Below are 25,372 nucleotides of genomic sequence, written 5' to 3'. Positions count from 1 at the left end.
CGCTTCCTAGCACTCCACAATGTCTCGCCAGTCAGTAGAATGAAAATTCGATTAGCTCGAGTTTCATTTGCTGGCATCAATTAAGATACTCATTTTGTTTATGTCACCGACAGAGCCGATGCACAAACGTTTATTTCGTTAACGTTTTGCTGTTCAGTTTTCAAGGTTCATGTAGTTGCTCTTTCGTAAGAGACAACTTTCTAATCATATCAAATCGCCATTTCGTTGTCAACACTTTTTTCAAAAACTTTTCAATTCGTTTTTGGCTGAGTCGCTAACTTCAAAAGCAACGTGATTAAATATACCACCTGCTTTTAAAAAGTGCAAGTGTTTTTTAAAAAAACTTTTGATTTATTTACTCACCCTTTGAAAACCACTGTTTATAAACGACAAAACAGCCCCGGCTCTAGTAGCCAGGGCTGTTATATTAGTCTTTTGAGCGCATCTGCGGGAATAGTAGTACGTCACGGATTGACTGTGCATTCGTCAATAGCATCACTAGACGGTCAATTCCAATTCCCAGTCCGCCTGTTGGTGGTAATCCATATTCAAGCGCTTCTATAAAGTCTTCATCCATCTCATGCGCTTCGTCATTTCCTTGCTCCTTCTCTACCAGCTGAGCTTCAAAGCGTTCGCGCTGATCAATTGGATCGTTCAATTCAGTGAATGCGTTAGCATGCTCACGACGAACAATGAACAATTCAAATCGATCTGTATAACGTGGATCTTCAGGATTCTTCTTCGCAAGTGGTGATACTTCAACCGGATGGCCATAAATGAAAGTAGGTTGTACCAGTTCTTCTTCTACCTTCTGCTCAAAAAATTCATTCAGAACATGTCCTACTTCCATAGAAGGAGTTACTTGAACGTTATGTTCCTTCGCTAGTTCATGTGCTTGTTCTTTTGTTAGCTGCTGCCAGAAGTCTACACCCGTGTATTCTTTAACAGCGTCTGCCATATGCAGTCGTTTCCAACGTGGCGCCAATTCAATTTGGTCTGCACCGTATTGAATTGTCGTTGTACCAAGTACATCTTGCGCAATATGAGCCACTAAATTTTCCGTAAGTTCCATAATATCATTATAATCCGCATACGCTTCATATAATTCAATCATTGTGAATTCTGGGTTATGTCGAGTAGACATTCCCTCATTACGGAATACGCGACCGATTTCATATACCTTCTCTAGGCCACCTACGATTAGGCGCTTTAAGTGAAGTTCAATAGCGATTCGCATATATAGTGTCATATCCAGTGTATTATGATGCGTAACAAACGGACGTGCCGCTGCTCCGCCAGCAATCGAATGTAACATAGGCGTTTCTACTTCTAGGAAACCTTGGTCATCTAAGTAGCGGCGCATCGATTGAATAATTCGGCTACGCATGATGAACGTCTCTTTACTACCTTCTGTTGTGATTAAATCAAGGTAGCGCTGACGATACCGCTGTTCTACGTCTTGTAAGCCGTGGAATTTCTCAGGTAGCGGACGCAAGGACTTCGTCAAGAATGTAAAGTTCGTCGCTTTAATAGAAAGTTCGCCTACTTTTGTTTTGAAAACAATCCCTTGAACGCCGACAATGTCGCCAAGATCTGCCGATGTGAATAGTTTATATGCATCTTCACCTATTGCATCTTGACGCACATAAATTTGAATTTGTCCGCCTAGATCTTGAATATGTGCAAATCCAGCCTTACCTTTACCGCGCTTCGTCATGATACGGCCAGCAATTGTTACCTCATGCTCGGTTTCATCCAACTCTTCTTTTGATAAATCTTCATACGCAGAGCTAATCTCTTTTGTTAGATGTGTGCGTTCAAAACGGGCACCGAACGGATCCAAACCACTTTCTCGTATATCATTCATCTTCTGGCGTCTCACCAAAAGCTGATCATTCATTTCATCCAAATGGGACATTCCCTTTCACTCCTTCATACTTTAACCCACCATCTTCTCAGGATAGGTTGTCTGCAACTATTGTACACAAATTACTTGCCTAACAAAAGGGCAAACAATTATACATGTTATTTCCATAGAAAAAACTGCCCTATACGAGAGCAGTTTCATGTTTAGAAAGTTAATGATCAGTCTTGCTTCAAGAACCCCTTAACACCTTCAACCTTTTTCCAAAGAACCACTCCCTCTTCTTCCATCGCCGGTTCCTCACTGTATAGTTTCTTAGTTACAGGATTCTTTAATTCTGAATTAATTTCAATGAGTGGGATCAGGACGAATGCGCGCTCTGCCATTCGTAGGTGTGGGACGATTAAATTCTCTAACTGTATCGTTTCTTCATTATAAAGCAAAATATCAAGATCCACCGTACGTGGGCCCCAACGAATCTTCCGCATTCTACCGAGTTTGTTTTCGATAAATTGGCAAGCGCTTAGTAGTTCAGTCGCTTCTAATGAAGTCTCAAGTTCCACTGCGATATTCAAAAACTTTGCCTGCTCGGTCAATCCAACAGGATCCGTCTCATAAACAGAGGATACCTTTTTGACGCTTATAGCGGGATGCTCATGCAATAAGTGAACCGCTTGCACGAGGTGTTCCAGGCGATTGCCGATATTCGAACCCATCGATAAATAGGCCGTGTTCACGAGAAGCGCCCCCTCGTGATTTCAACCGCAACAGAAGCATAGTGACCATGAATCGGCGGATCTGGTTTAATTAGCAACACGCGAACGCCATTGACCTTTTCAGCGAAGTCCGTCATAATCGTCCCCGCTACCGTTTCCGCAACTGTCTCAATTAAATGGACCGCTTCACCTTCAACAATGTTTTTGCACATCTCATAGACTTCTGCATAGTTCATCGTCTTCGATAAATCGTCTGTTTGTCCCGCTTCCGCAAGATCTGTTGCCAACGAAACGGTGAGTCGGAAACGCTGGCCTAGTTTATTCTCTTCAGGCAATGCTCCATGGTAACCGTAAAACTCCATATCATTCAAATGAATATAATCCATGAAATCCCTCCATTTAATCGTTCACCCTGTGAAAACGGTTTTTTTCGTCAAAACATCCATCATCTTGACCATACGTGAGATTTCCTTCACATCATGCACCCGCATAATATGGCAGCCATGCTCGATTCCGTAACACACTGTCGCACCTGTTCCTTCTACTCGCTCATCTACCGGCACAGCCAATACATTTCCTATCATCTTCTTGCGGGATGTCCCAAGTAACACGGGGTATCCTAGTTCCGCGATTGCGGGCAAACCTTGCATAGCAAGTATATTCTGTTCTGTGTCTTTCGCAAAGCCAATGCCCGGATCTAACCAGATCATATCTTCACTCACACCCGCCGCTTTCGCAATTTCGATGCTGTCCTGTAAATCCGCAACGACTGCATCCATGAACGGCAACTCGTACTCACGATTGTCCCGATTATGCATTAAAATAATTGGCACTCCATAGCGTGCAGCAACTTCTGCAATTTCAGGCTCACGCTTCGCACCCCACACATCATTGATAATACTAGCGCCTGCCTGGATTGCCGCTTCCGCCACTGCCGCCTTGTACGTATCAATCGAAATGACACAGCCTAACTCTTTTGTCAGCAATTCGATAACCGGCACAACACGTTCCAATTCTTCTTCCAATGAAACTGGTGTATGACCAGGTCGAGTAGATTCTCCACCGATATCGATGATTTTCGCACCATCTACTAGCATTTGGCGTGCATGGGTCAACGCCAGATCATGTCCGTCGAACTTCCCGCCATCCGAAAAGGAATCTGGCGTGACATTCAAAATGCCCATAATGACCGTTTCTTCTGCAAATTTAATCGTCGTCTCGCCGAATTGATAAGACGTACGTGCTTTCTCTAGCTCCATTACTGGTCACTCGCTTTCATTTGGCTAATCGCTTGTTGATAGTTCCTATGTAGTCGTTGGTAGATGGGCCCTTCGTTGCCAAGAAACTTCGTGTTCGCTACATTGCCGATTGGAACGAGTTCTTGGATCGCATTTGTGATAAAAACTTCTTGTGCAGATTCTAGATCCTTCGGCAAAAATAGTCCTTCATTTACTGATAATCCTAGATCGTTTGCTAATGTCAGTACAAATGCACGGGTAGTCCCTGGTAAAATTCCTGTTTCCAATGAAGGCGTATAGAGTATATTTTCCTTTACCCAAAAGATATTAGACGTTATACCTTCCGCGACAAACCCTTCCGTCGTAACGAAGAAGCCTTCCATCTTTCGCAAAGAAGGCAATTCTAAGCGCCCCCGTACATTATTCGCGTATTGATGCGATTTATGACGAATCAAACTTTCCGGTTCATTGCGCGTCGTCTGCAACCACACTCCATCTTTTTCTGTATGAGTTGGTGGCAAATGAAGAGGCTTTTGAAAAATTATCACGTTCGGTTGTTCATAGCTGACGGGTGCTAATCCGATATCATGAACTCCTGCAGACACATTCAATCGATAGTAACCGTCTTCGCTACCATTCGCCACATAAAGCGAATGAATGGCTTGTTGAATTTCTTCGTCGCCGTACGGCATAGCGATCCGATACTCCGAAAGCGCGAATCTCAGTCTATCCATATGCGCTTCATAGAGAAATACCTCTCCACCATACGTACGAAATGTCTCGAAAAATCCGAGTCCATATAGAAATCCATGATCATAAGGAGATATCTGCAACTCATCAGCCGGCTGTTGATTACCGTTCATCCAACAAATCAACGGAGTTGCTCTTCTCTTATAATCTGTTCTGCCATTTCCTTCGCCTGCCATAATGCTTTAGCTTTGTTTAACGACTCTTCATATTCCGCTGCAGGATCTGAATCAGGCACTAGTCCGGCACCCGCTTGAATATGCACCATGCCTTCTTGAATATATGCGGTGCGAATCGTGATATTCAACTCCATATCGCCATCAAACCCAATCCAACCTATCGAGCCTGTGTACAGACCTCTTCGTGTCGGCTCCAGTTCTTCGATGATTTCCATAGTGCGTAGCTTCGGATCCCCAGTGATGGACCCTCCAGGAAATACTCCACGAATAATTTCTGCGTAATTATCAGATGCCGCTGTTCCACGAACATTTGATACTAAATGCATAACGTGCGAATACTTTTCGACGACCATGAATTCATCGACTTCCACTGTTCCCGGCTTACAAATACCTTCAAAGTCCGCGCATTCAAGATCGACTAACATTTTATGCTCGCCTTTTTCTTTTGTGTTGGATATGAGTTCTTGCTGTAATGCTTGATCTTCCGCTTCCGTCATTCCACGTTTGCGTGTCCCGCCAATTGGACGTGTGCTTAATTCATTGCCACGTTTCTTCAACAACAATTCAGGCGATCCGGAGACTACTTCAAATTCAGGAGCCGCCATATAAGCCATATAAGGCGAAGGATTAAACGAACGCAACGCTTCGTACATCAATAATGAAGGAGCTTGCACCGGCTTTGATTGACGAACAGAGAGATTCACTTGCACAACATCTCCCTGTGCGATAAATTGTTGAACGTCTCGTACCATTTGCTCAAATTGCTCACCTGTTACAGAAACTTGCAGATCTTCTTCCGTTACTTCTACATCTACCGCTTGTCCTGTAGAAAACTTCCTACTGGCTAGCCCCTCTTTTGCAGCTACCGTCCATTCATCACGCATAGTCTCCAATGAAGATTGCTTGTCTGGTAACGCCATAAAGTAAACCGTTTCGCTTTTCACGTCTAATACAGCCCACTGATCGAAAAGATAAAAATACGTATCAGGCGTCAACAAATCGTCATCTGCAAGAGTCGGCAATGTTTCATAGCGTCTGACATAATCATAGCTAATCATCCCGATTGCGCCGCCTTGGAAAGCAGGCAAGTTTTCATGATGCGCCAATTTATATTGCTCTAGTAATCCGTTAAGCAAGACGAGCGGATCTTCACCTGTCAGAAGTTCTTCTCTTCCATCCCGCCATTGCAAAAGTAAGCCACGTTCTTTCGCCTGTGCCGTCACAAGTGGATCAATACCCGCAATACACATCTCACCGCCACGTCCACTTTCGAGTAGAATATGACGTTCCGTTGTTGCCGCAAGCTGACGATAGGCATAAAAGAATTCATCTTTCGTCATTGGTGTTTTCTGATAAGCTGTTGTGTCCATGATGTTTCCCCCTGAATGTCTCTGCTCAATTTTTCTTACTGTTGTCTAGTAATTCTTTTAATAGTTTATCATCTAAAGGGAACATCGCTTTGTCCGTTATAACCCCTTCTTCATTGATAATATACGTCGTCGGATAGACCTTCACTTGATACATTTTCATGACGTCGCTCTTCTTGTCTAATAAAATAGGGAAAGTCAATTGATATTCTTCAACAAAGTCTTTAGCACTTTGTTCTTTATTCTTTTCCGTCTTCGTCATGTTGACAGCAAGTATTTCAACATTCTCTGATTCACTGTATTCTTTATAATATGCCTCCATATGCGGCATTTCAGATCGACAAGGCGGACACCAAGATGCCCAGAAATTCAGCAATACCGTTTTTCCACGATAATCGGATAGTTTAACGTTCTTTCCGTCGAGAGTCGTTAATTCAAAATCCGGCGCGAGATCACCCGGATTCAAACCAGGATTTTCAGCATTCTCCGCAACTTGCCAATCTTCCGGAAGGCGTTCGACTTGGTCTTTCGGCATATCCTGTATCATCGCACTTTCATAACCGTCTATTCCGCCTGTTTCTTTTTTGATTTCTCGGTTGATTATGATAATGATCGTGACCATTGTGATGACGATAAAAACCGAAATCAATATGCTCCATTTTTTCTTCACTGGGAGCCTCCTCTAATACTTTTTATGTTTTTCTATACTTATGTATTTCTAACATTCATGTTCCGACTTAATTATACAGAAATGTACGGTCTGATAAAAGTGTAGAGATTCTGACATCTTTATGATTTCTATAAAAAACAGAGTAATTGAGTGATCCGATCTTTCCTTTACAGATGGGACGCTTTTCTGGAGGGTATGGTTTGGTCTTTTAATCCTATAATCGGAATATAAGTTGCCTGAAGTTTCATAGTAGTTTTCACCTGAAAAAGTATTCTTTCCATTCCCCAGCTTTTTATCTAGTGCCAAAAAGAGAGCGCCGGGTAGGCGCTCTCTTTTATTCTTCGTCAAATTGATAAAGCGGTGTACTTAAGTAGCGTTCTCCGTTGGACGGGATAATTGCGACTACCTTCTTGCCTTTGCCTAGCTTCTTAGCTACTTGAAGTGCAGCCGAGATTGCAGCGCCTGAAGATACGCCACCTAGAATTCCTTCTTCACGAGCTGCACGACGCGCAATTGCATATGCATCGTCGTTAGAGATTTGGATAATTTCATCATAAATGTCCGTGTTCAATACTTCCGGAACAAAACCCGCACCGATTCCTTGAATTTTATGTGGGCCTGGTTTGCCGCCAGACAACACTGCAGAGTCTTCAGGCTCCACTGCTACAATTTTGATACCTGGGAAACGCTCTTTCAATACGCCTCCAGCACCTGTGATTGTCCCGCCTGTTCCGATTCCTGCGATAAATGCGTCTACGCGGTCAAGTGCATCTGCGATTTCAGGTCCAGTTGTTAGACGGTGTACTTCTGGATTTGCTTCGTTATTAAATTGCTGTGGTAAGAACCAGCCATTTTCTGAAGCGAGTTCTTCCGCTTTGCCGATTGCACCTTTCATTCCTTCTGCGCCCGGAGTCAACACTAACTCTGCGCCGTATGCACGCAGTAAGTTGCGACGCTCTAAGCTCATCGTGTCTGGCATAACGAGTACAGCCTTATATCCTTTAGCTGCCGCAATCATCGCAAGTCCGATTCCTGTATTCCCACTAGTTGGTTCAATAATCGTACTGCCTTCTTTTAAGTTACCATCTTTCTCAGCAGCTTCAATCATTGCAAGCGCGATACGATCCTTGACACTAGAACCTGGGTTGAAGAATTCTAATTTCAAATAAACATCTGCATCTTCAGATCCTGTTAAACGATTTAATTTGACTAGCGGTGTATTACCTACTAAATCAATAACTGAATTCCCGACTCTACTCATATATAATCCGCTCCCAATACCTAGTATTTTTATATGCTTTGTTGACTTGATGATACTATCTTCTTTTTAACTTGTCAAACAAATTATTCAGAAGAGTACATTTTATCGATGGACTGCTTTAAAAATACAGTATATGCACTAGCAACCGCTAACTTTCGAATAAACGATTCACCCGCCAAAGTATAAAACTCAGGCGGGTGAATGATTTCTGTTTTAGTCTTCTGCAGAAGGCATGTTGTCTATAAGTTGTTTTAATTCTGCTTCGGAAAATTGATACGTTTCTAGACAGAAGTGACACTGCGCTTCCGCTCCATGATCCTCGTCGATCATTGCTTGCACTTCGTGGCACCCGAGCGCTTGAATCGCATCACCAAAACGTTCTTTAGAACATTCACAGTCAAATTTCACATTTACCGTATCAAGGAACTCCACATTTTCTTTCCCTAATACTTCAATCAATATTTCTTCAGGTGACAATCCTTGATCAATCAATGTAGAGATTGGCTTCATAGTAGAAATTTTCTCTTCTAAGAGAGTAATCGTTTCATCAGTAACTCCGGGCATAACTTGAATGATAAAGCCACCAGCTGCTTTGACAGTGTTATCAGGATTAACTAAGACGCCTAAAGCGACAGCTGATGGTACTTGTTCCGAAACAACCAAATACTGGGTAAAATCTTCGGCTATTTCCCCGGAAATAAGAGGCACCTGTCCAGTGAAATAATCTTTTAATCCTAGATCCTTAATGATAGACAGCGTTCCTTCCGTACCTACTACTCCGCGTACGTCTAGCTTGCCTTTATCGTTAAGCGGTACGTGCGTTTGTGGATTTGTTGCATAGCCCCGTATTTCCCCTTTTGCATTAGCATCCACAACAATCGGACCTAGTGGACCATCCCCCTGAATTTTCACAGTTATTCGATCTTCACCTTTTAACATCGCGCCCATCATAGCTGTTGCTGAAATCGTACGTCCAAGTGCTGCTGTTGCGGTTGGCCACATATGGTGACGACGTTGCACTTCCCCTACCGTTTCTGTTGAACGGACTGCGTATGCACGAATCCCTCCATTAAAGGCAAGTGCTTTTACTAAGTAATCAGTTGACATATTATTCGCTCCTCTTACATATTTCTTTCGTATATTAAATGTAATCCTTTTAGCGTCAAGTAGTTATCCACAACATCAATAACTTTTGTTTCAGATGAAATCATCTCTGCCAAACCACCCGTCGCGATAACAGTTGGCTCTACCGGACAGTCTTCTTTCATTCGATTGACGATACCTTCAACTTGTCCTACATAACCGAAGACTATACCGGATTGCATAGCTGATACTGTGTTTTTGCCTACAACATGATCAGGTCGCGCAAGTTGTACTCTTGGCAATTTAGATGCACGATCAAATAACGCTTCCATAGAAATTGCGATACCTGGTGCAATTGCCCCTCCCATATATTCTCCATGTTCGTTAACATAGCAATACGTCGTTGCTGTTCCAAAGTCTACGATGATTAGTGGGCTACCGTATTCACGTATAGCAGCTACTGCATTGACGATTCGGTCTGCACCCACTTCCCGCGGATTTTCGTATTTGATGTTCAATCCCGTTTTCAAACCAGGCCCTACAATTAACGGCTTCTGATTGAAGTATTTTTTGCACATTTGCTCTAACGGGAACATAACGGGCGGCACTACAGAAGAAATAATGATACCTGTAATGTCGTTGAATGATAACCCAACGTGTTGGAACATCGCTTTTACTGCCATTGCGTATTCATCTTCTGTTCTGTGACGATACGTTTCCATGCGCCAATGATATTTTAGTTCGTCGCCTTCGTATACGCCTAGTACAATATTTGTATTTCCAGTATCTAATACTAACAGCATAGTTTTTTTCCTCTCTTGCTTCAGACTTTTTCCCACACATCATACCATAAGTCAGTTCATAGATGCCGTTGATTTGCGCTCCAGATAAAAAACAGCCGACTGCTAAATACAGTCGGCTGTTAGTTCACTTAGTCTCTGCGTTCTTCATCAATGGATGGAAGTGTTTTGTCTTCCGTTCCACGTTCACTTGGCAAATCTCCTGTAGACGGATCACTTGGAGCACCCGTTACATCTGGAGTTGCGCTCGGCGTTGTTTCAGTCGCTATCGGAGTTTCCCCTTTAGTGTCTTCCACAATATCATTGCCGTTTTCATACGATCGTTCCGGTAGAACACCGTGATCTTTCAAGTGATTGATTTGTTCCGCATCAAGCGTTTCAACTTCCAATAAAGTCGTTGCGATTAAATCGAGTAGATCTCTTTGTTCTGTCAAGATCTCTTTCGTACGAATGTATTGTTCCTTAATAATTCGTTGCATTTCTTGGTCAATTTCATACGCAATTGATTCAGAATAGTTCTGCTCAGAATTAAAGTCGCGACCTAGGAATACTTGACCACCTTGAGTCTGACCGAACTGCATAGGTCCAAGCTTATCACTCATACCATATTCAGTTACCATAGAACGAGCAATTCCCGTAGCACGTTGGAAGTCATTGTGAGCTCCTGTTGATACTTCACCAAGTACTATTTCTTCCGCCACACGTCCACCTAAAAGTCCTGCGATTTTATCAAGGAGTTCCGGCTTTGTCATGAAGTAGCGATCTTCTTTCGGAAGCATAACAGCATAACCGCCTGCTTGACCGCGTGGAACAATCGTCACCTTATGAACGATCTCAGCATCATCAAGCATCAAGCCAACAACTACGTGACCCGCTTCGTGGAATGCGACGATATTTCGCTCTTTTTCCGAAATGACACGTGATGTTTTAGCAGGGCCTGCAATTACGCGGTCTGTTGCCTCATCGATATCAGACATGTCGATTTTCTTTTTCTTACGTCTCGCTGCTACAAGTGCCGCTTCGTTCAATAAGTTCTCTAGATCCGCACCGGAGAATCCAGGTGTACGTTGAGCAAGAGCTGTCATATCAACCGAATCATCAAGCGGCTTGTTGCGTGCGTGTACTTTCAATACAGCTTCTCTTCCTTTTACATCTGGGCGACCTACTGTAATTTGACGGTCAAAACGTCCCGGACGAAGAAGTGCTGGATCCAAAATATCTGGACGGTTCGTAGCGGCAACGATAATAATTCCTTCGTTTCCTTCAAAGCCATCCATTTCAACTAGCAATTGGTTCAACGTTTGCTCACGCTCATCGTGACCGCCACCTAAACCGGCTCCACGCTGACGTCCAACTGCATCAATTTCATCGATAAAGATAATACATGGTGCATTTTTCTTAGCGTTCTCGAACAAATCACGTACACGAGAAGCACCAACACCTACGAACATCTCCACGAAATCAGAACCTGAAATCGAGAAGAACGGTACGCCCGCTTCACCTGCTACTGCACGTGCAAGCAATGTTTTCCCTGTACCTGGAGGCCCTACAAGCAAGATCCCTTTTGGAATCCGTGCACCAAGCTCCACAAACTTGCTGGCATCTTTTAAGAAGTCCACGACCTCTTCTAGCTCAGCTTTTTCTTCATCTGCACCTGCTACATCATTAAAACGTACTTTCTTTCGATCATCCGTTTGCAGTTTCGCTTTACTTTTTCCGAAGTTCATCACTCGGCCGCCACCGCCACCTTGTGATTGATTCAATAAGAAGAAGAAAAGGATAATAATGATAATGAATGGTACAAGTCCTGTAAAGAAGGATACCCACGCGCTTGTTTCTTTCGGAGGTAAGATTTCGATTTCAGTCTTTGTTGTTTTAACAATATTACCGATATTGTCCATATCATTCATCGGAATGTTCGTTACGAATGATTCACCTTTTTCGTAACTTGCCATTTCCCCTTTTACTTCATACACGAGCTGTAGAGGCTGAAAAGTAACATTTTCAACTTTTCCCTGCTCTAGCGCCGTGACGAATTCATCATACCGAATAGGTTTCATCTTCGGGTTTGGATTATTTAGCGAACTGAAAATCCCCATAATTGCAAGGAAGATCAATCCATATAAAAGAAAGTATCGAAGTATTCGATTCATCCCAAGCCTCCTCATCTCATTCAACAGCAACTAAATAGAAAACTATTGTAAATTTTAACATAGATTAACACGACTCTTCAAAGAAAATGCCTTAGAGAAAAGCCTTCAGACTGATTTGTATCTGTTCAGTCAGAAAGCGTTAAAAAGAATAGATTTCCTTTTTCAACACACCAATATAAGGTAAATTACGATACTTCTCCGCATAATCCAATCCGTAGCCTACAACAAATGCATCCGGAACTTCGAACCCTACATAGTCTGCTTTCAAATCCACTTTACGGCCAGTCGGTTTATCTAGTAACGTTACAATTTTGATGGAGTTGGCTTTTCTATATTTAAATAGTTCCACTAAGTAATTCAACGTTTTTCCGCTGTCGATGATATCTTCAATGATTAAGACATCACGGCCTTCTACACTTGTGTTAAGGTCTTTAACAATCTTTACTTCACCTGAAGAAACAGTTGCATTACCGTAACTTGATACATCCATGAAATCCAGCTCAATATATGTATCGATTCGTTTGATCAAATCACTCATAAATGGCAAAGCGCCCTTCAATACACCTACTGCTAAAGGAAACTTCCCACGGTACTCTTCTGTCAGTGTCGCTCCGAGCTCTAAAACTTTCTCTTGAAGTTCCTCTTCTGTAATTAACACTTGCTCGATATCTTGTGTGATCATCGGCTCGCCCCCTCCATTTTATCTATTTTCATTTTCTTGCGTAATCCATATGTATGACTCGCCGTCTAGTTGGCGATGCGAAAACATCTCACCATACCGAACACCTGGCACCGCACATACGATACCGCTTGCCGTTACAATAACCGGCTGTTTCTTTCTTTGTGCCATCCCTACTTTTTCATCAATCAATAACCGTGACACGCGTTTTGCTTGAGACATACCTTTAAGCTGTATGCGATCACCGGTTTGCGGGAGTCGGACAGTTAACGGTAGTTCACATGCAGGTAATTGAAAATATCTGACGTCATCCGAGGATGAGAAGGATTCGATTACTTGCGCATCAGCTCGTTGCCAATAAAACTGAACACTTCCCCATGTATTCCAAGTTCCTTTTTCAAGTACTTTCGGACAAAGGGACGTTGTATTCATATCCATTTTCGTAACTAGCAGTTTATCATATTCCCTAACAAACTGATAGCCATTTGCCACATCAATCGTTATATTTCCAGCCGATTTTTGAATATGTTGTAACAGTTCATCCACTACTGTGGAACGCTGCTCAACTTTCGCTGTTTCTGGGCTTGGAAGACAATTTAATAGTAGTTGAATCACGCGCTTTTGTAAAGCATAGGGTATAGCAAGAAATGCCCCTCGATTAAAAGAGGGTAGCTGTTCATCACTATAGGTTACAATCATTTCCCATTGTTCCTTGGCAAGTTCCTTCAACAATTCTTCATCTGCCTGGCGTTGCATTGTCTGCCGAACGGTACTGCTAGCTATTGAAGGATTTTCTTCAGTTAACACTGGCACGACTAGGTGTCGCATACGATTGCGTAAATAATCATCTCGGTCATTACTAGGATCTTCCCGAATTGACAACTTATAATAATCGGCATATGCGTACAGCTCACTCTTTTTCAAAGGAAGGAAGGGACGAACAACACTCCCTTGACCAAAAGCTCGTTGCTGTGGCATACCGTTCAATGAATGACCTTTGCTTAATTGAATGAGAACAGTCTCTAACTGATCTTCCGCGTGATGCCCTGTCGCAAGAATCGTGAACTCGTGATCCTGCATAATGTTCTCAAAGCATGTATAGCGCTCTTCCCTACATACCATTTGTATATTACCGCCACGACTTTCTAAAATCGTAGGAATTGGAACTTGCCGCGAGAAAAATGGCAAGTTAAATTCCTTACATAAATGTTCAACCACATGCGCATCTTCTGCTGATTCACGACCTCTAAGCATATGATCTACATGCACTGCTCCAACTTCAATCTCAAGCGTCTTACAATGAGTTGCTAGGAAGTGAAGTAACGCCATTGAATCAACACCACCCGAACATGCTACTAATACACGAGAGCCGGGAGGGATCATTAGTTGCCTATCGATAAACCTCAATACATCTTGCTGCAGTTTTTTCATGATCCATCTCCCTCCTCTCTCTATTCTACCATTAGTTAGTTCGAACTCACTTTAGATTTCTTATTTGTCTTTGACCATTTTGGTACGATATGATCCACTTTCATGACTAGTACCGTCCGATCATCTTCAACCGATTCAAATACACGCTCCATTTCCATCATTACTTGATCTGCTATTGTATGGCAATCCATCTCCTTGAACCGTTCAATCGTCTGTTGCATAACTTCTTCTTGTGCCTCAAGCTGTAATTCACCATTAAATATTCCATCTGTCATCATGACAATAATATCTCCGGACTTTAGCTGTTCATTTTTTGCCTCTATTGAAAAGGATGGTAAGAAACCGAATGGAACCGTTTTACTATCTAAGCGTATACACTCATCTCCTCTTTTAATATACGTGCTCATCGAACCGGCTTTCCACGACCATAGCCGGCCATCTTGTAAATCAATTAAAGCTAAATCGAGCGTGGCATACATATCGTCTAGCCCATTAAGCGCCATCATATAATGCAATGTATGAATGGCTGTTTCAGGATCCATTTTCTGCCCCAAACATTCTCGCATTAATCGGATCACTTTCCGGCTCTCGTGGTAAGCATTAATATCTTGCCCCATTCCATCGGATAATAACACAGCCGATAATCCATCATGAATTTTAAACACTTCATATGCGTCTCCACCTTGGAATGTCCCTCTGCCAGCCGTCGTTACAATGTCATAATCCAATGAAAAACGTACGGCTGAACTGAATGTAAGTTGTACATGCGGGAACGGAAACGGCTGATACGTAGACTTCGAAATATAGATTGGCTCTTCATACATTTGCTCCAATACCGGTACGATTAAATACTCCCCTACAGTCGTCTCCGCTTCAAAGTCTGCTTTCTTCTCTGGCACTGAGACAACGATCCTACAAGATCCCCTTTCCTCCGATAAAATATCAATTTGGAAAAACTCCACACCTTGCGCTTGCAAACGGTTGGCCAACTCTTCCTCAGCTAACTTATAGGTCGTTAAATCCTCCTTCACTTCTCGCATCACCTTTTCAATATGCGTACTCATATCACGTAACTGTAGCGCTAACATTTTCCTACCATGCTGAAGTTGTCCCATCAAGAGACGATTCGTTCCATGCTCCTCCAATTCATTCATCAATCCTTTAAAACGTAGACATTTAAACTTCATCTGCTGTTCTACTCGCACACGTGCAGCCTTTTTTGTCGCTGAATACGTAGCCTCCCATTCACCAATTAACTCCGCAATACCGTCTTCTTCACTTTCCCAACACTTCCTATAACGAAAACACGATTGACAAATAGACGGCACCTCAACCGTAGCCGCTGCTTCATCTTCTGGAGTCAAACGATTACTTACTAATGTTGACATGAAATGAGCAAACTGCTGAAACTCCTCCAACTGCCCATCCAATTTATCCGCTAGCCATTGCTGACGCTTTTCAGAGATCCCTTCTTGTTTAGGTAGTAACACTTGGCGAATACGATTCATTTTTTGAGACGGAATAAGAAAAAATAGCAAGGCCGCTATACCAATTGTTGAAAAATGAACCGCATCAATTGGGAGCGTCGCATCATATAGTAAGAAAAAGACCGAAACAAAGAAACTTCCTGTTATAACCCCCACTTTCCCGAATCGCTTCAATCCCCCCGCCATCAAACCGGTAATTCCATATAACGCCATCATGCCTGTAAATGATAAGTCGGAAACTCCAATAATTAACGCGATGATCATACCAACTGTCGTAGCAAATGGCACACCACCTACCATGGCGGCAACATAGATCGCTAGAAACAGAAATACGCCCGCCACGGATACATAGCCAATTTGTAAACCACCCATCCCCGTTGTGGCCAGTGCCCCTACTATACACATCGCACTGACTTGTTCAGGATTCCAAGGTCCGTATAGTAACCTATCTATAGAAGGAAAAGCTAATAACATAAAAATTGTCATAAAGAGAGCTAGTAATGCTTCCAAACCTATAGATAATTGTACAGCTACCGGTAAACCTTCACTATATTTAATAAGTTGCCAAGCGAGTTGCGAGACAACCATACTCCCAGCCACAGTGAATGGAATAGATTTCTTCATCACTGGTATTTTCAAGGTTGCGTGGAATAGTAGTAACTGGGTTAGATGAATTACGGCTTGTCCCACTCCTAAAAATGAACTGCCTATCATTCCACCTATAAAGACATAAATCATATGTTTACGGTAACGCATACTAGCCAATGCCCATATCGGTAAAAAGAAAGGAACTGCCATGTCAAATACTACTGCTTGTGATAGAAAGAACGACCCGACCAAGAAAAGAATAGCTGTCAGAATATACACTTTGCGGTTGATCAACCATTGCCACGGTGCTCTGATTTGTTGTCCTAACGGTCTTTCGATATTATCAATCATCTTCATTTCCCATACCCCCTATGTTCTCTTACTAGCAACTATACATGGGGACATCAAGAAATTTTGTCTGTTTGTGACAGGCTAACTTGAAAACATTTCGACGTATTCCGTATCTTTTTTCTTTTTTACAATTAGCGGTTGACACTTCCTCGTTCGCCTTGTATGATAGAAGACGTTGCGTTAGAAATGTTAACTCTTTCAGCGTTCAACGATTATCATGGCGGCGTAGCTCAGCTGGCTAGAGCGTCCGGTTCATACCCGTAAGGTCGTGGGTTCGACTCCCTCCGCCGCTATATAGTAAAACTCCTTCGCTTAGGCAAAGGAGTTTTTTGTTTTATTAGAATGAAAAAAGCGTCTGCCCAACAATTGTTAGGCAAACGCTTTACTAACTTAAAACAGTTGAAACAGTCAGCAAGTTATCCTCTTCTAGCGCCACGGCCGCCACGTTTGGACTCCGTCGCTCTCTTTAAAGTAGTTAAACGTTCTTCGCTGTCCTTCATAAATTTCGCCATTTTCTGTTCGAAATTTTCTGGACGTTCAAAGCTTGGCTTGCTGCCTGGACGAGGTCTTTGCGGACGTTGTGGACGTTGTGGACGTTCTGACTCAGGTTTTGCCTTACGGATGGAAAGACCGATTTTACCGTCAGATCCCACATTCATAACTTTTACTTCTACCATATCGCCGACTTTTAAATGATCATTTATGTCTTTCACATAATTGTCAGCTACTTCACTAATATGGACTAATCCTGTGGATCCGCTTGGCAATTCAACAAATGCCCCAAAATTTGTGATCCCGGTTACTTTACCCTCTAACTTGCTGCCTACTTCAATTGACATAAAAAAAATGCTCCTCCTTAAGTTTTAAGCGGCCCTTGAGCCTATCAACCATATTGGCAGTGCCTGTATTTTACAAGCTCCTATCTATATTATAGCCAACAAAAAAAGAGTGTCAACATGACTACTCTTTTCTCATCTCTTTTTCTGACTCCTTTTTCTTGTCAGGAATGGAGAAAATGATCTCGTTGGATTCAGAAAGAAAATATTCTTTACGTGCCAGTTTGGCAATATACTCGTCATCATCCAACCTAATTAATTGCATCTTCAGTTGCTCTTGCTCTGCTTTCAAATCCTTTAGTGTAGCTATTGATTGCGCCTTTTCCTGTTCTTTCATGGCAAGTAATTCTTTTTGTCCGGAGTTCATATTGAATAAACTTCCAGCCACGATACAAACAATTACTGCGAAAACAGCTAGACGATTTCTCAAACGTTTTTTTTGCGCCTTTTTTAAATATTCTTTTTTCTGCATGGAGCGCACATAGTCGTTATCGATTGCTGTCACTTTCTCTGTTGACTGCTTCTTTGGTTTGTTCATGGCGCACACACCTTTCTAACTTGTTTCTACTATTGCTTTCTATTATATAGTAGTCTGTATTTATTTTGAAGGAATTTACGACCATTCTTCAATAATAGGACGACGGGTGATAGAATAAGTGACAGAATATAGACAAAGACTTGATTAATCCGCTGAATCAGCAGCCAAACCAAACGAATGGCATACCAAACAGGTCGAATCACGACAAGTAGCAACACTCTGCCAATCAATCGGAATGGGTAATGAAAGATAGCCACATAAAAGAACATACCACACACTTGCGCAACGGGGTCATACATTCTCCACGCCCCGTCACGCACAATCATTAATATCCAAAATGCCCCTATGCCTAAAAGTATCCATACTACTAATTCGAACCACAATGCCCGGCGTCGAATAAAAGAACGTCTATCGCATGCAGCGATGATCGTTCCGAATAAATCCATAATAACTCCAGCAACAATTCCTGTCCCGATCATCGCGAGTAGACTGAAGAACTGGACGGATAGGCTCATCCGAATAGTTTATGGAGAAAATTGCGCGAACCTGTTTCTTCTTCATCGTATTGCAATGTTTGGACAGAGCCTTCTAATGTGAGTAAGCCCTTGTCCACATCTAAATGCACAATACGCAATTCCTCCCCGCGAATTTGCAAAACCCCTTGCGATGTTCTGACGAAAAATTCCTCTTGGTCGAAGCGATCGATCGTTTTTACGGATGTGATGTCCATTCTTTTGCGATTGCGCATCGTTACTACGTGGTCTCCTGATGGGATAGTGTACGTTGAATTTTCAGTTTGCATTTGCATATGCGTCCCCCTTCTCTAGTACGTTCCCAATATCTTATGCCGGAGCTTGGTCAAACATGACAAGCAATAGAAAAGACAGCCTAACTGAAGGCTGTCTTTTCTATTGCTTGTGAAAGTAAATAGGAGTGACGAATATCCAATGTGCAGTTCAGGATTTAGGGAAAAAATGTGCTTCCAACGCTACGCTTGTGTACGCAAAAGTCGTTCTACGTTACGGCACTCGCTACAAAGGCGGACGCTTCAATCCTATACTAAGACTTTAAGTAATTTGAGACACCATTGTAGTTTTTGGGTGACCTAGCATTACGTCTTTACTTTTGTAAATTCAAATGAAAACAAAGTCAAAAACTGAAAAACCCGCTTGCTAAGTCTATGAAAAAACACTAGTGAAGCGAAGTGCAAGGCGGCGACTCCGGGAGGATCAGCGGGACAGGTGAAACACCCAGCGAGCGAAGCGAGGGGTGTGGTTCACCGCCCGCCCTCCGGAACGCGTCCGCCTGGAACGCAGTGAAACGATATCCATCCCTCTCCCATTCTATTGTTCACGAGCTCTCTTCATTTACTATTCAGTCTTCGTCGTCCATAAACTCAGGCTCTACTTTTTCAAGGCGCTCTTCGCTTAGGATAGTGTACATCGAAGCTGCGTCTTCTTTTTTGGTGGAGTCCTTTAGTTCGTTGACTTTAGCCGTGACGACTTTTTGACCGAAGCGGATAGCTAGTTCGTCCGTTGGTTTTACGTCAGATGATGCCTTCGCTACTTTTCCATTAATAGTAATGCGCCCTTGATCAGCTACTTGCTTTGCTAATGTACGGCGTTTGATCAGGCGGGATACTTTTAGAAATTTATCGAGTCTCATGGGAATCTTCCTTTCGTTTGGCTTGTTGCCAGAATTCTTCTAATTGTTCAAGGCTGTAGGTGGAAAAGTCCCCAGTGCCTTGTTTTACGCATTGCTCTACATATGTAAAGCGTGATTTAAATTTTTCATTCGTATGCCACATAGCTTCTTCAGGTGAAATTTTTAGGAATCTGGCAATGTTGACGATGGTAAATAAGACATCACCCAGTTCATCTAGCTGATTCTCTGTTCCACCATTGCGTACTTCTTCCTGGAATTCTTGCCACTCTTCTTGGAATTTATCAAAAGCCCCTTCGATCGAAGGCCAATCAAATCCAACTTTAGCAGCGGTCTTCTGATAGTTATAAGATGTCAGCAACGATGAAGCTAGACGCTCCTGACCTTCGAGTAACGAATCTACTTTTGGCTTTTCCTGCTCTTTAATTGCTTGCCAATTTGTAAGCACATCCGCTGTCGTGTCTGCTTGCGTTTGTCCGAAGACGTGCGGATGGCGGCGGATCATTTTTGCGCCGACTGTTTCAAGTACATCCTCCATAGAGAAGTACCCATTGTCTTCTCCAATTTGTGCATGCAAAAAGACTTGTAGTAAAACATCGCCAAGTTCTTCGATAATCGCATCATCATCTTCTTCGTCAATCGCTTGGATTAATTCAAACGCTTCCTCAATCAAATAACGTTTCAACGTCTCGTGTGTCTGTTCACGATCCCACGGACAACCGTCAGGCGCGCGTAAGGCAGCAATGATTTCCCTAAATGAACTCCAGTCCTTCAAGCGTTGCTCTCGGTCCACTACAGGAGGCACATAGATAGTTGTAAGATTATTTAATGACATAGCCCGGTCCAGTTCAAATAGTGCTACAGTAGACAGTTTTTCATCCGCAGAGCCTGCAGCTGTTACGATCGTCACCTCGTGATCGTCGGGATACTTCTCCATAAGTGATAATTTTACGTCAGACGCAACAAACGCGTCATAAACTTGTCCCACTAACACATGCTGATCCATCTGCACATCATCACGCTTTAAATCCGTTCCGTCGAGCAATTGAAATCCTTCGATTGGATCAATGCGCAATGCGGTGAATATTGGATCCAAAAAGCTACTCCCACCTGCTATTTGCAGCTCAATTTCGCCAGTCTTTTCTTTTTCAATTAATAGTTGTACCGTTCGTTCCGCCACAAGTGGATGTCCAGGCACCGCATACGTAATCGGCTGATCCGTACTCATTTCAAGTAACTTTGCGACAATCCCTTGATACACATCTTCAAACGAATCATTCGCCTTGTATATTTCATCGAAACTCTCCATTTGCAAACCTTCTGCCCGTAATTCTTCAACGACCGGATGTTCCTCCGTCCGAATGACAAGACGCTCCGCTTGCTTCAATAACCGGTACGTGCCTAGCGACAACTGTTGTAAGTCCCCCGCACCTAATCCAATAACAATTATTTTTTTCATATATTTCACCTTCTATTTTTAGTTAGCCATAGTTGAACAGTTGCCAAACGCTTTCCGAACGGCAGTAAGTACCATTCTCGTTCCTTCATTATACGTGATTTCAAGACGACGAACAGGAATATGATTGCGCCCATTCCAACTGCTGTCATCGCTGTCAATGCAGCACTCAAACGCGAATAGAGACCATCAAAAAGCCAAGAATCAGCAAATAACGTCCACGGTATGAGCGCAATAGCCATAGCAACCGCTGCAATAAACAACACCTTATAAAAACGACTAGGCGCAAGTGGTGTTTTCCAGAAGCGTTTAAAGTACAACGTCAACAATGCCGCTACAATCGCAAATGCAAAAGCACCGGCTATGGCCGCACCTTCAATTCCGTACTGTTTAACGAGCATAGGTGTCAACACTAATTTGATGATCACGCCAAGTAACATCAGAAGTAACGGACCCCTTACTTTATTGCTGCCTTGAAGAATTGCCGTCAATGGTAAAATAATAGACAGCCACAATATTTGGATAGAAAAAATAATGAGCGCAACAGAGCCTGTCCGTGTTTCAAACAGCATTTCATTAACATAAGGCAATACGAGAATTAGACCAACCGTTGCGGCCCAGCCAAATAAAATAGATGTCCGGAAAGTTAAGCTAATAAACGGTAGCGCACCTTTGCCATCTTGTTTAGTGGCATGATGTGCAATTAATGGAACGAGTGCCAACGCCAATGTAGACGCTAGCAGAATACCCATTTGCGCTAGCGGCTGCCCTCTGTCATAGACACCTTTCATTTCCATTGCACGCTCACTTGCGATTCCCGATTGTATCAATGCATTATAAATCGTAAATGAATCGACTAATTGGAAGACCAATAAAATTAACGAACTCGCACTGACGCTTATGCTAATCTTCGTCAAATCCTTGACTACTTGCCATGTTTGCACATTCGCGCTAGCGACTCGTTCGCGTTGTAAAAAGAACCACGTGAGAATCATCACACCGACGACTTCGCCTACTACAGCAGCCCACATCGTAATCTCACCTATTTTATATAAAGAAGTCCCTGCTCTTACTGCGAACCACGTACCTACCAACACAATAATCACTCGAAACAATTGCTCTGACACATTGGAAATTGCAACAGGTATCATTTGCCCTTCTGATTGAAAGACGCCTTTAAGCACTGCAAGAAATGGCAAAATTAAGACGATATATGCTCCAGTATGTAAAACTGGGGCCAGTTCAACATCTCCCATTATATTCGCAAAGAATGAAGATCCTGCTCTTAACAACAGAAAGATCACCGCTGACAATACGAGGAGATAAGCGAGCGATACGCGTAAAATCCCCCGCGACTCTCCAGAATCCTTACTTTCCGCCAACATCTTGGAAACCGCCACCGCAAATCCCGCCGATGTCCAGACGATAAATATTCCGATGAATGGATACACTTGCTGATAAATATAGAAACCTTTATCTCCTACTAAATTTTGAAAAGGTACACGATAGACTGCACTCAAGACTTTGACAATAATAGCTGCAATCGTCAAAATCGATGCACCTTTCATAAACGCCTTCATATTCCACTTAGTCAACGCCATATACGCGCCTCTTTCATAACATGATGGTTTCTAGTATACCATTTACTAGAATAGGCGCGTCACTGCAATCAATAAAATAATCACACCACTCATGAACGTCCCAAACTGTCCCACAGACATCTTGCCTATTTGAAGGTTCGCCAATCTAGCCCCTAATCCGACACCTAACCATAACGTTAAATAACTACCAACCGCCGCTGAAAATGCGATGGCGATCGCTGATAGCTCTAGTAATCCCGCACCAACGCCATTGGTCAAAGCATTGGCTGATAAGGCAACACCTAACAGTAACGCTTCGCTTATACTAATATGCGAAGATCCGTCAAAATCCATTTTTTCTGGCTCACTCAATACGCTAGAACGTTTTATATTGTGCTGCCGCAAAGCGATGAACATAATTCGTATCCCAATGACACTCAGCACGGAAAACGCTACGATATTTGGTAAATTCCCTGGTAATAATTCCGCTAACCATACTCCCGAGATGATACCGACCACACTAAAGACGAAACAGATTACAGCGATTAGTAAATTTGACATGGCAGGAATACGCACTTTTTGCACTCCATACGAAAGCCCGACCCCAAAGTTATCAATACTAGACGATATCGCAAAGCTCAAAACTAGTAGCCAAGTCATTCCGCTCCCCCCAACTTATAGTTTTACTCTTACTATACGTTCACATAGAAGTTCGCGTGTGTGTGCTAGAACATGGCAAATAAAGTGATTGAAGTAAATTGTCAAAGTAGATACGTAGTGAGCCGTCGGGTATTTAAACTAAATATATGCTTGTCAAAACGTAGCCCTAGCAGCGACTTCGAGAGGATCAGCGAAAAAGTAGCTTTACACTCTGTTAATCCTTTCCACATGAAAAAACCAGCCTCCCCTGATGCTCAGGAGAAACTGGTTTGCGTAGTTGTATTAATTAGTAGGTAAAATCAATTCTTTAGCAACTGAAACACCAGTACGCATTGCCGCCTTCGCTACAGCCTGTGCTACGACGGTAGATACGCGGTCGTCAAACGGATCTGGAATGATGTAATCGTCACGTAGATCCTCTTCTTTAATCAAACCAGCAATTGCATACGTTGCAGCAAGCTTCATCTCTTCGTTGATCTCAGTAGCCCTAACGTCAAGTGCACCGCGGAAAATCCCTGGGAATGCTAAAACGTTATTAACTTGGTTAGGATAGTCGGAACGTCCTGTCGCAATAATACGTACGCCATATTCTTCTGCCAATTCAGGCTGTAACTCAGGTAAAGGATTAGCTAATCCGAAGACAATTGGATCTGTATTCATAGATGCAATCAATTCTTTTGTCAATAAGTTTGCAACGGATACACCAACAAATACGTCAGCGCCTTTCATAGCGTCTGCTAATGTGCCTTCAATTTTTTCACGATTGGTGATGCGTGACATCTCGTGCTTTATACCGTTCATCGAGAATTCCCGACCTTCAAAGATGATCCCTTTTGAATCACACATAATTACGTTCTCGAAGCCCATGTTCAACAGAAGTTTTGTAATGGCTACACCTGCTGCACCAGCACCGTTCAAGACAATCTTTACTTCACTTCGCTCTTTACCTATTAATTTCAATGCGTTGATCAATCCCGCACCTACGACAATTGCCGTACCGTGTTGATCGTCGTGGAAAATCGGAATATTACATTCTTCACGTAAACGTTGTTCGATTTCAAAACAACGTGGAGCAGAGATATCTTCCAAATTAATCGCGCCAAATGTTGGGCTAATTGCTTTAACAATGTTAACAATTTCATCTGTATCTTTCGTGTCTAGGCAAATTGGGAATGAATCAATTCCAGCAAACTGTTTCAATAATAAAGCTTTACCTTCCATTACCGGTAATGCCGCTTCAGGACCAATGTCTCCTAAACCGAGTACAGCCGTCCCATCTGTTACGACCGCCACTAAATTCCCTTTAATTGTATACTCATATGCAAGAGAAGGATCGTGAGCAATTTCGATACAAGGTTCAGCTACCCCTGGAGAATAAGCTAAACTTAAATCCTCTTTATTTTCTAAAGGCACTTTTGAAATAGTTTCCATTTTCCCATTGTGGATTTGATGCATGTGTAAAGAAGATTTGTATCGTCTGTTCATAATTATTTCTCTCCCTGTCCTATTCGTTTGGTGATGTTACTTGTTGGTGATGATTATAAGCGCAAACGCAAAGAAAATACAAGGGTGAATATTCTATCAACTCAAAAAACTATCAATTGGGAAGCGGTTACATTGCCTTTGTCAAGGCTTTTCTGACAGATATAAAATTTTTTAAAAAAGTTTTGACTTTTGCTTGATTTCAGTGTATGTGAAATCTTTCACTTTCAATTTAAGGATTGTGAATTTCTTCACATGAAGCCTATGTGAAAGGCTTCACTATAGGATTTACGCTTGTGAAATTTCTCACATGAGGAGTATTTATTATCTTTAAATTTTATATAAAAAGAAAAAAATGAGACCCTTTTTCATATTATATTGTGCAATATTTTAAAATAGCTATCGATTTTTTACTTAACCACATTTAGGTATAACCTAAATTAAATTACATTTTTACCCAAATATAGTTATAACATCCTCTCCTCTTCCTATTTAACGAAAAAAACCCACAGCTATAATACCCGCTGCGGGCTCACTTTGGAAA

General features: G+C 42.4%; 23 protein-coding genes and 1 tRNA gene. 1 reads left to right on the top strand and 23 read right to left on the bottom strand.

Annotated elements, in window-relative coordinates; all coding sequences use genetic code 11:
* Positions 1–427 precede the first annotated feature (427 nt).
* The 14 genes from lysS to ORD22_RS12290 all read right to left on the bottom strand — a co-directional run bounded on the left by lysS (position 428) and on the right by ORD22_RS12290 (position 16,620).
* A complete protein-coding gene (gene lysS / locus ORD22_RS12355) occupies positions 428–1,918 on the bottom strand; it encodes a lysine--tRNA ligase (protein WP_317646330.1) in 1,491 nt (496 codons plus the stop codon).
* 167 nt (positions 1,919–2,085) lie between these two features.
* Positions 2,086–2,580, bottom strand: a complete 495-nt coding sequence (folK, locus tag ORD22_RS12350; protein ID WP_317646334.1) for a 2-amino-4-hydroxy-6-hydroxymethyldihydropteridine diphosphokinase — start codon at positions 2,578–2,580, stop codon at positions 2,086–2,088.
* Between the two features lie 17 nt (positions 2,581–2,597).
* The gene (folB, locus tag ORD22_RS12345) at positions 2,598–2,966 is read right to left on the bottom strand and encodes a dihydroneopterin aldolase (protein WP_317646329.1); all 369 of its coding nucleotides are present in this window, start codon (positions 2,964–2,966) and stop codon (positions 2,598–2,600) included.
* A gap of 21 nt (positions 2,967–2,987) precedes the next feature.
* On the bottom strand, positions 2,988–3,839 hold the full coding sequence (gene folP, locus ORD22_RS12340) for a dihydropteroate synthase (protein ID WP_317646327.1): 852 nt from the start codon (positions 3,837–3,839) through the stop codon (positions 2,988–2,990).
* Positions 3,839–4,744, bottom strand: coding sequence for an aminodeoxychorismate lyase (gene pabC / locus ORD22_RS12335; RefSeq protein ID WP_411567652.1), 906 nt, complete (start codon positions 4,742–4,744; stop codon positions 3,839–3,841). The genes folP and pabC overlap by 1 nt, the downstream gene beginning before the upstream one ends.
* Positions 4,690–6,114, bottom strand: coding sequence for an anthranilate synthase component I family protein (locus ORD22_RS12330; protein ID WP_317646326.1), 1,425 nt, complete (start codon positions 6,112–6,114; stop codon positions 4,690–4,692). The genes pabC and ORD22_RS12330 overlap by 55 nt, the downstream gene beginning before the upstream one ends.
* Positions 6,115–6,139: 25 nt before the next feature.
* Positions 6,140–6,781, bottom strand: a complete 642-nt coding sequence (locus tag ORD22_RS12325) for a peroxiredoxin family protein (protein WP_317646325.1) — start codon at positions 6,779–6,781, stop codon at positions 6,140–6,142.
* 334 nt (positions 6,782–7,115) lie between these two features.
* Complete coding sequence (cysK, locus tag ORD22_RS12320; RefSeq protein WP_317646324.1) at positions 7,116–8,042, bottom strand: cysteine synthase A; 927 nt, start codon at positions 8,040–8,042, stop codon at positions 7,116–7,118.
* A 213-nt stretch (positions 8,043–8,255) separates the two neighbouring features.
* Entirely contained in the window at positions 8,256–9,149 is an 894-nt protein-coding gene (hslO, locus tag ORD22_RS12315; protein ID WP_317646323.1) for an Hsp33 family molecular chaperone HslO, read from the bottom strand.
* A 14-nt stretch (positions 9,150–9,163) separates the two neighbouring features.
* Entirely contained in the window at positions 9,164–9,928 is a 765-nt protein-coding gene (locus ORD22_RS12310) for a type III pantothenate kinase (protein WP_317646322.1), read from the bottom strand.
* A gap of 128 nt (positions 9,929–10,056) precedes the next feature.
* Positions 10,057–12,078: an ATP-dependent zinc metalloprotease FtsH gene (ftsH, locus tag ORD22_RS12305; protein ID WP_317646321.1), complete on the bottom strand. Its 2,022-nt coding sequence runs from the start codon at positions 12,076–12,078 to the stop codon at positions 10,057–10,059.
* 139 nt (positions 12,079–12,217) lie between these two features.
* The gene (gene hpt, locus ORD22_RS12300) at positions 12,218–12,760 is read right to left on the bottom strand and encodes a hypoxanthine phosphoribosyltransferase (protein WP_317646319.1); all 543 of its coding nucleotides are present in this window, start codon (positions 12,758–12,760) and stop codon (positions 12,218–12,220) included.
* An 18-nt stretch (positions 12,761–12,778) separates the two neighbouring features.
* The gene (gene tilS, locus ORD22_RS12295) at positions 12,779–14,188 is read right to left on the bottom strand and encodes a tRNA lysidine(34) synthetase TilS (RefSeq protein ID WP_317646318.1); all 1,410 of its coding nucleotides are present in this window, start codon (positions 14,186–14,188) and stop codon (positions 12,779–12,781) included.
* A gap of 35 nt (positions 14,189–14,223) precedes the next feature.
* On the bottom strand, positions 14,224–16,620 hold the full coding sequence (locus ORD22_RS12290) for a SpoIIE family protein phosphatase (protein ID WP_317646317.1): 2,397 nt from the start codon (positions 16,618–16,620) through the stop codon (positions 14,224–14,226).
* Between the two features lie 213 nt (positions 16,621–16,833).
* Between ORD22_RS12290 and ORD22_RS12285 the strand changes: the two genes are divergently transcribed.
* A tRNA-Met gene (locus tag ORD22_RS12285) sits at positions 16,834–16,907 on the top strand.
* Between the two features lie 123 nt (positions 16,908–17,030).
* Here ORD22_RS12285 and ORD22_RS12280 read toward each other — a convergent pair.
* The 9 genes from ORD22_RS12280 to ORD22_RS12240 form a co-directional block, all read right to left on the bottom strand.
* The gene (locus tag ORD22_RS12280; RefSeq protein WP_099689034.1) at positions 17,031–17,453 is read right to left on the bottom strand and encodes a S1 domain-containing RNA-binding protein; all 423 of its coding nucleotides are present in this window, start codon (positions 17,451–17,453) and stop codon (positions 17,031–17,033) included.
* 121 nt (positions 17,454–17,574) lie between these two features.
* A complete protein-coding gene (locus ORD22_RS12275; protein ID WP_317646315.1) occupies positions 17,575–17,988 on the bottom strand; it encodes an FtsB family cell division protein in 414 nt (137 codons plus the stop codon).
* A 29-nt stretch (positions 17,989–18,017) separates the two neighbouring features.
* Positions 18,018–18,503 carry a spore cortex biosynthesis protein YabQ gene (gene yabQ, locus ORD22_RS12270; protein WP_317646314.1) on the bottom strand — a complete coding sequence of 162 codons (486 nt, stop codon included), beginning with the start codon at positions 18,501–18,503 and terminating at the stop codon, positions 18,018–18,020.
* Positions 18,500–18,796: a sporulation protein YabP gene (gene yabP / locus ORD22_RS12265; RefSeq protein ID WP_317646313.1), complete on the bottom strand. Its 297-nt coding sequence runs from the start codon at positions 18,794–18,796 to the stop codon at positions 18,500–18,502. Before yabP ends, yabQ begins: the two co-directional genes overlap by 4 nt.
* Before the next feature lie 566 nt (positions 18,797–19,362).
* Complete coding sequence (locus ORD22_RS12260) at positions 19,363–19,653, bottom strand: RNA-binding S4 domain-containing protein (RefSeq protein WP_317646312.1); 291 nt, start codon at positions 19,651–19,653, stop codon at positions 19,363–19,365.
* Positions 19,640–21,109 carry a bifunctional methyltransferase/pyrophosphohydrolase YabN gene (gene yabN / locus ORD22_RS12255; protein WP_317646311.1) on the bottom strand — a complete coding sequence of 490 codons (1,470 nt, stop codon included), beginning with the start codon at positions 21,107–21,109 and terminating at the stop codon, positions 19,640–19,642. The genes ORD22_RS12260 and yabN overlap by 14 nt, the downstream gene beginning before the upstream one ends.
* 5 nt (positions 21,110–21,114) lie before the next feature.
* Positions 21,115–22,707, bottom strand: a complete 1,593-nt coding sequence (locus ORD22_RS12250; RefSeq protein WP_317646310.1) for a putative polysaccharide biosynthesis protein — start codon at positions 22,705–22,707, stop codon at positions 21,115–21,117.
* A gap of 45 nt (positions 22,708–22,752) precedes the next feature.
* On the bottom strand, positions 22,753–23,346 hold the full coding sequence (gene ytaF, locus ORD22_RS12245) for a sporulation membrane protein YtaF (protein ID WP_317646309.1): 594 nt from the start codon (positions 23,344–23,346) through the stop codon (positions 22,753–22,755).
* A 282-nt stretch (positions 23,347–23,628) separates the two neighbouring features.
* On the bottom strand, positions 23,629–24,831 hold the full coding sequence (locus tag ORD22_RS12240; protein ID WP_317646307.1) for an NAD(P)-dependent malic enzyme: 1,203 nt from the start codon (positions 24,829–24,831) through the stop codon (positions 23,629–23,631).
* Positions 24,832–25,372: the final 541 nt, after the last annotated feature.

The organism is Sporosarcina sp. GW1-11 (genome assembly GCF_033088395.1).
In the GTDB taxonomy this organism is placed as follows: Bacteria; Bacillota; Bacilli; order Bacillales_A; family Planococcaceae; genus Sporosarcina.
Note: the sequence above shows the minus strand (reverse complement) of the source record. Positions and strands in the feature narration are given on the sequence as shown.

Bases quoted from the DNA above. Each gene is read 5' to 3' on its own strand.
- hslO (WP_317646323.1), bottom strand. From the start codon at position 9,149: ATGTCAACTGATTACTTAGTAAAAGCACTTGCCTTTAATGGAGGGATT.
- lysS (WP_317646330.1), bottom strand. From the start codon at position 1,918: ATGTCCCATTTGGATGAAATGAATGATCAGCTTTTGGTGAGACGCCAG.
- cysK (WP_317646324.1), bottom strand. From the start codon at position 8,042: ATGAGTAGAGTCGGGAATTCAGTTATTGATTTAGTAGGTAATACACCG.
- ORD22_RS12260 (WP_317646312.1), bottom strand. From the start codon at position 19,653: ATGAGACTCGATAAATTTCTAAAAGTATCCCGCCTGATCAAACGCCGT.
- ORD22_RS12290 (WP_317646317.1), bottom strand. From the start codon at position 16,620: ATGAAGATGATTGATAATATCGAAAGACCGTTAGGACAACAAATCAGA.
- ORD22_RS12240 (WP_317646307.1), bottom strand. From the start codon at position 24,831: ATGAACAGACGATACAAATCTTCTTTACACATGCATCAAATCCACAAT.
- yabQ (WP_317646314.1), bottom strand. From the start codon at position 18,503: ATGAGCCTATCCGTCCAGTTCTTCAGTCTACTCGCGATGATCGGGACA.
- ORD22_RS12330 (WP_317646326.1), bottom strand. From the start codon at position 6,114: ATGGACACAACAGCTTATCAGAAAACACCAATGACGAAAGATGAATTC.
- folB (WP_317646329.1), bottom strand. From the start codon at position 2,966: ATGGATTATATTCATTTGAATGATATGGAGTTTTACGGTTACCATGGA.
- yabP (WP_317646313.1), bottom strand. From the start codon at position 18,796: ATGCAAATGCAAACTGAAAATTCAACGTACACTATCCCATCAGGAGAC.
- tilS (WP_317646318.1), bottom strand. From the start codon at position 14,188: ATGAAAAAACTGCAGCAAGATGTATTGAGGTTTATCGATAGGCAACTA.
- folK (WP_317646334.1), bottom strand. From the start codon at position 2,580: ATGGGTTCGAATATCGGCAATCGCCTGGAACACCTCGTGCAAGCGGTT.
- pabC (WP_411567652.1), bottom strand. From the start codon at position 4,744: ATGGCAGGCGAAGGAAATGGCAGAACAGATTATAAGAGAAGAGCAACT.
- ORD22_RS12250 (WP_317646310.1), bottom strand. From the start codon at position 22,707: ATGGCGTTGACTAAGTGGAATATGAAGGCGTTTATGAAAGGTGCATCG.
- ytaF (WP_317646309.1), bottom strand. From the start codon at position 23,346: ATGACTTGGCTACTAGTTTTGAGCTTTGCGATATCGTCTAGTATTGAT.
- ORD22_RS12310 (WP_317646322.1), bottom strand. From the start codon at position 9,928: ATGCTGTTAGTATTAGATACTGGAAATACAAATATTGTACTAGGCGTA.
- hpt (WP_317646319.1), bottom strand. From the start codon at position 12,760: ATGATCACACAAGATATCGAGCAAGTGTTAATTACAGAAGAGGAACTT.
- yabN (WP_317646311.1), bottom strand. From the start codon at position 21,109: ATGAAAAAAATAATTGTTATTGGATTAGGTGCGGGGGACTTACAACAG.
- folP (WP_317646327.1), bottom strand. From the start codon at position 3,839: ATGGAGCTAGAGAAAGCACGTACGTCTTATCAATTCGGCGAGACGACG.
- ORD22_RS12280 (WP_099689034.1), bottom strand. From the start codon at position 17,453: ATGTCAATTGAAGTAGGCAGCAAGTTAGAGGGTAAAGTAACCGGGATC.
- ftsH (WP_317646321.1), bottom strand. From the start codon at position 12,078: ATGAATCGAATACTTCGATACTTTCTTTTATATGGATTGATCTTCCTT.
- ORD22_RS12275 (WP_317646315.1), bottom strand. From the start codon at position 17,988: ATGAACAAACCAAAGAAGCAGTCAACAGAGAAAGTGACAGCAATCGAT.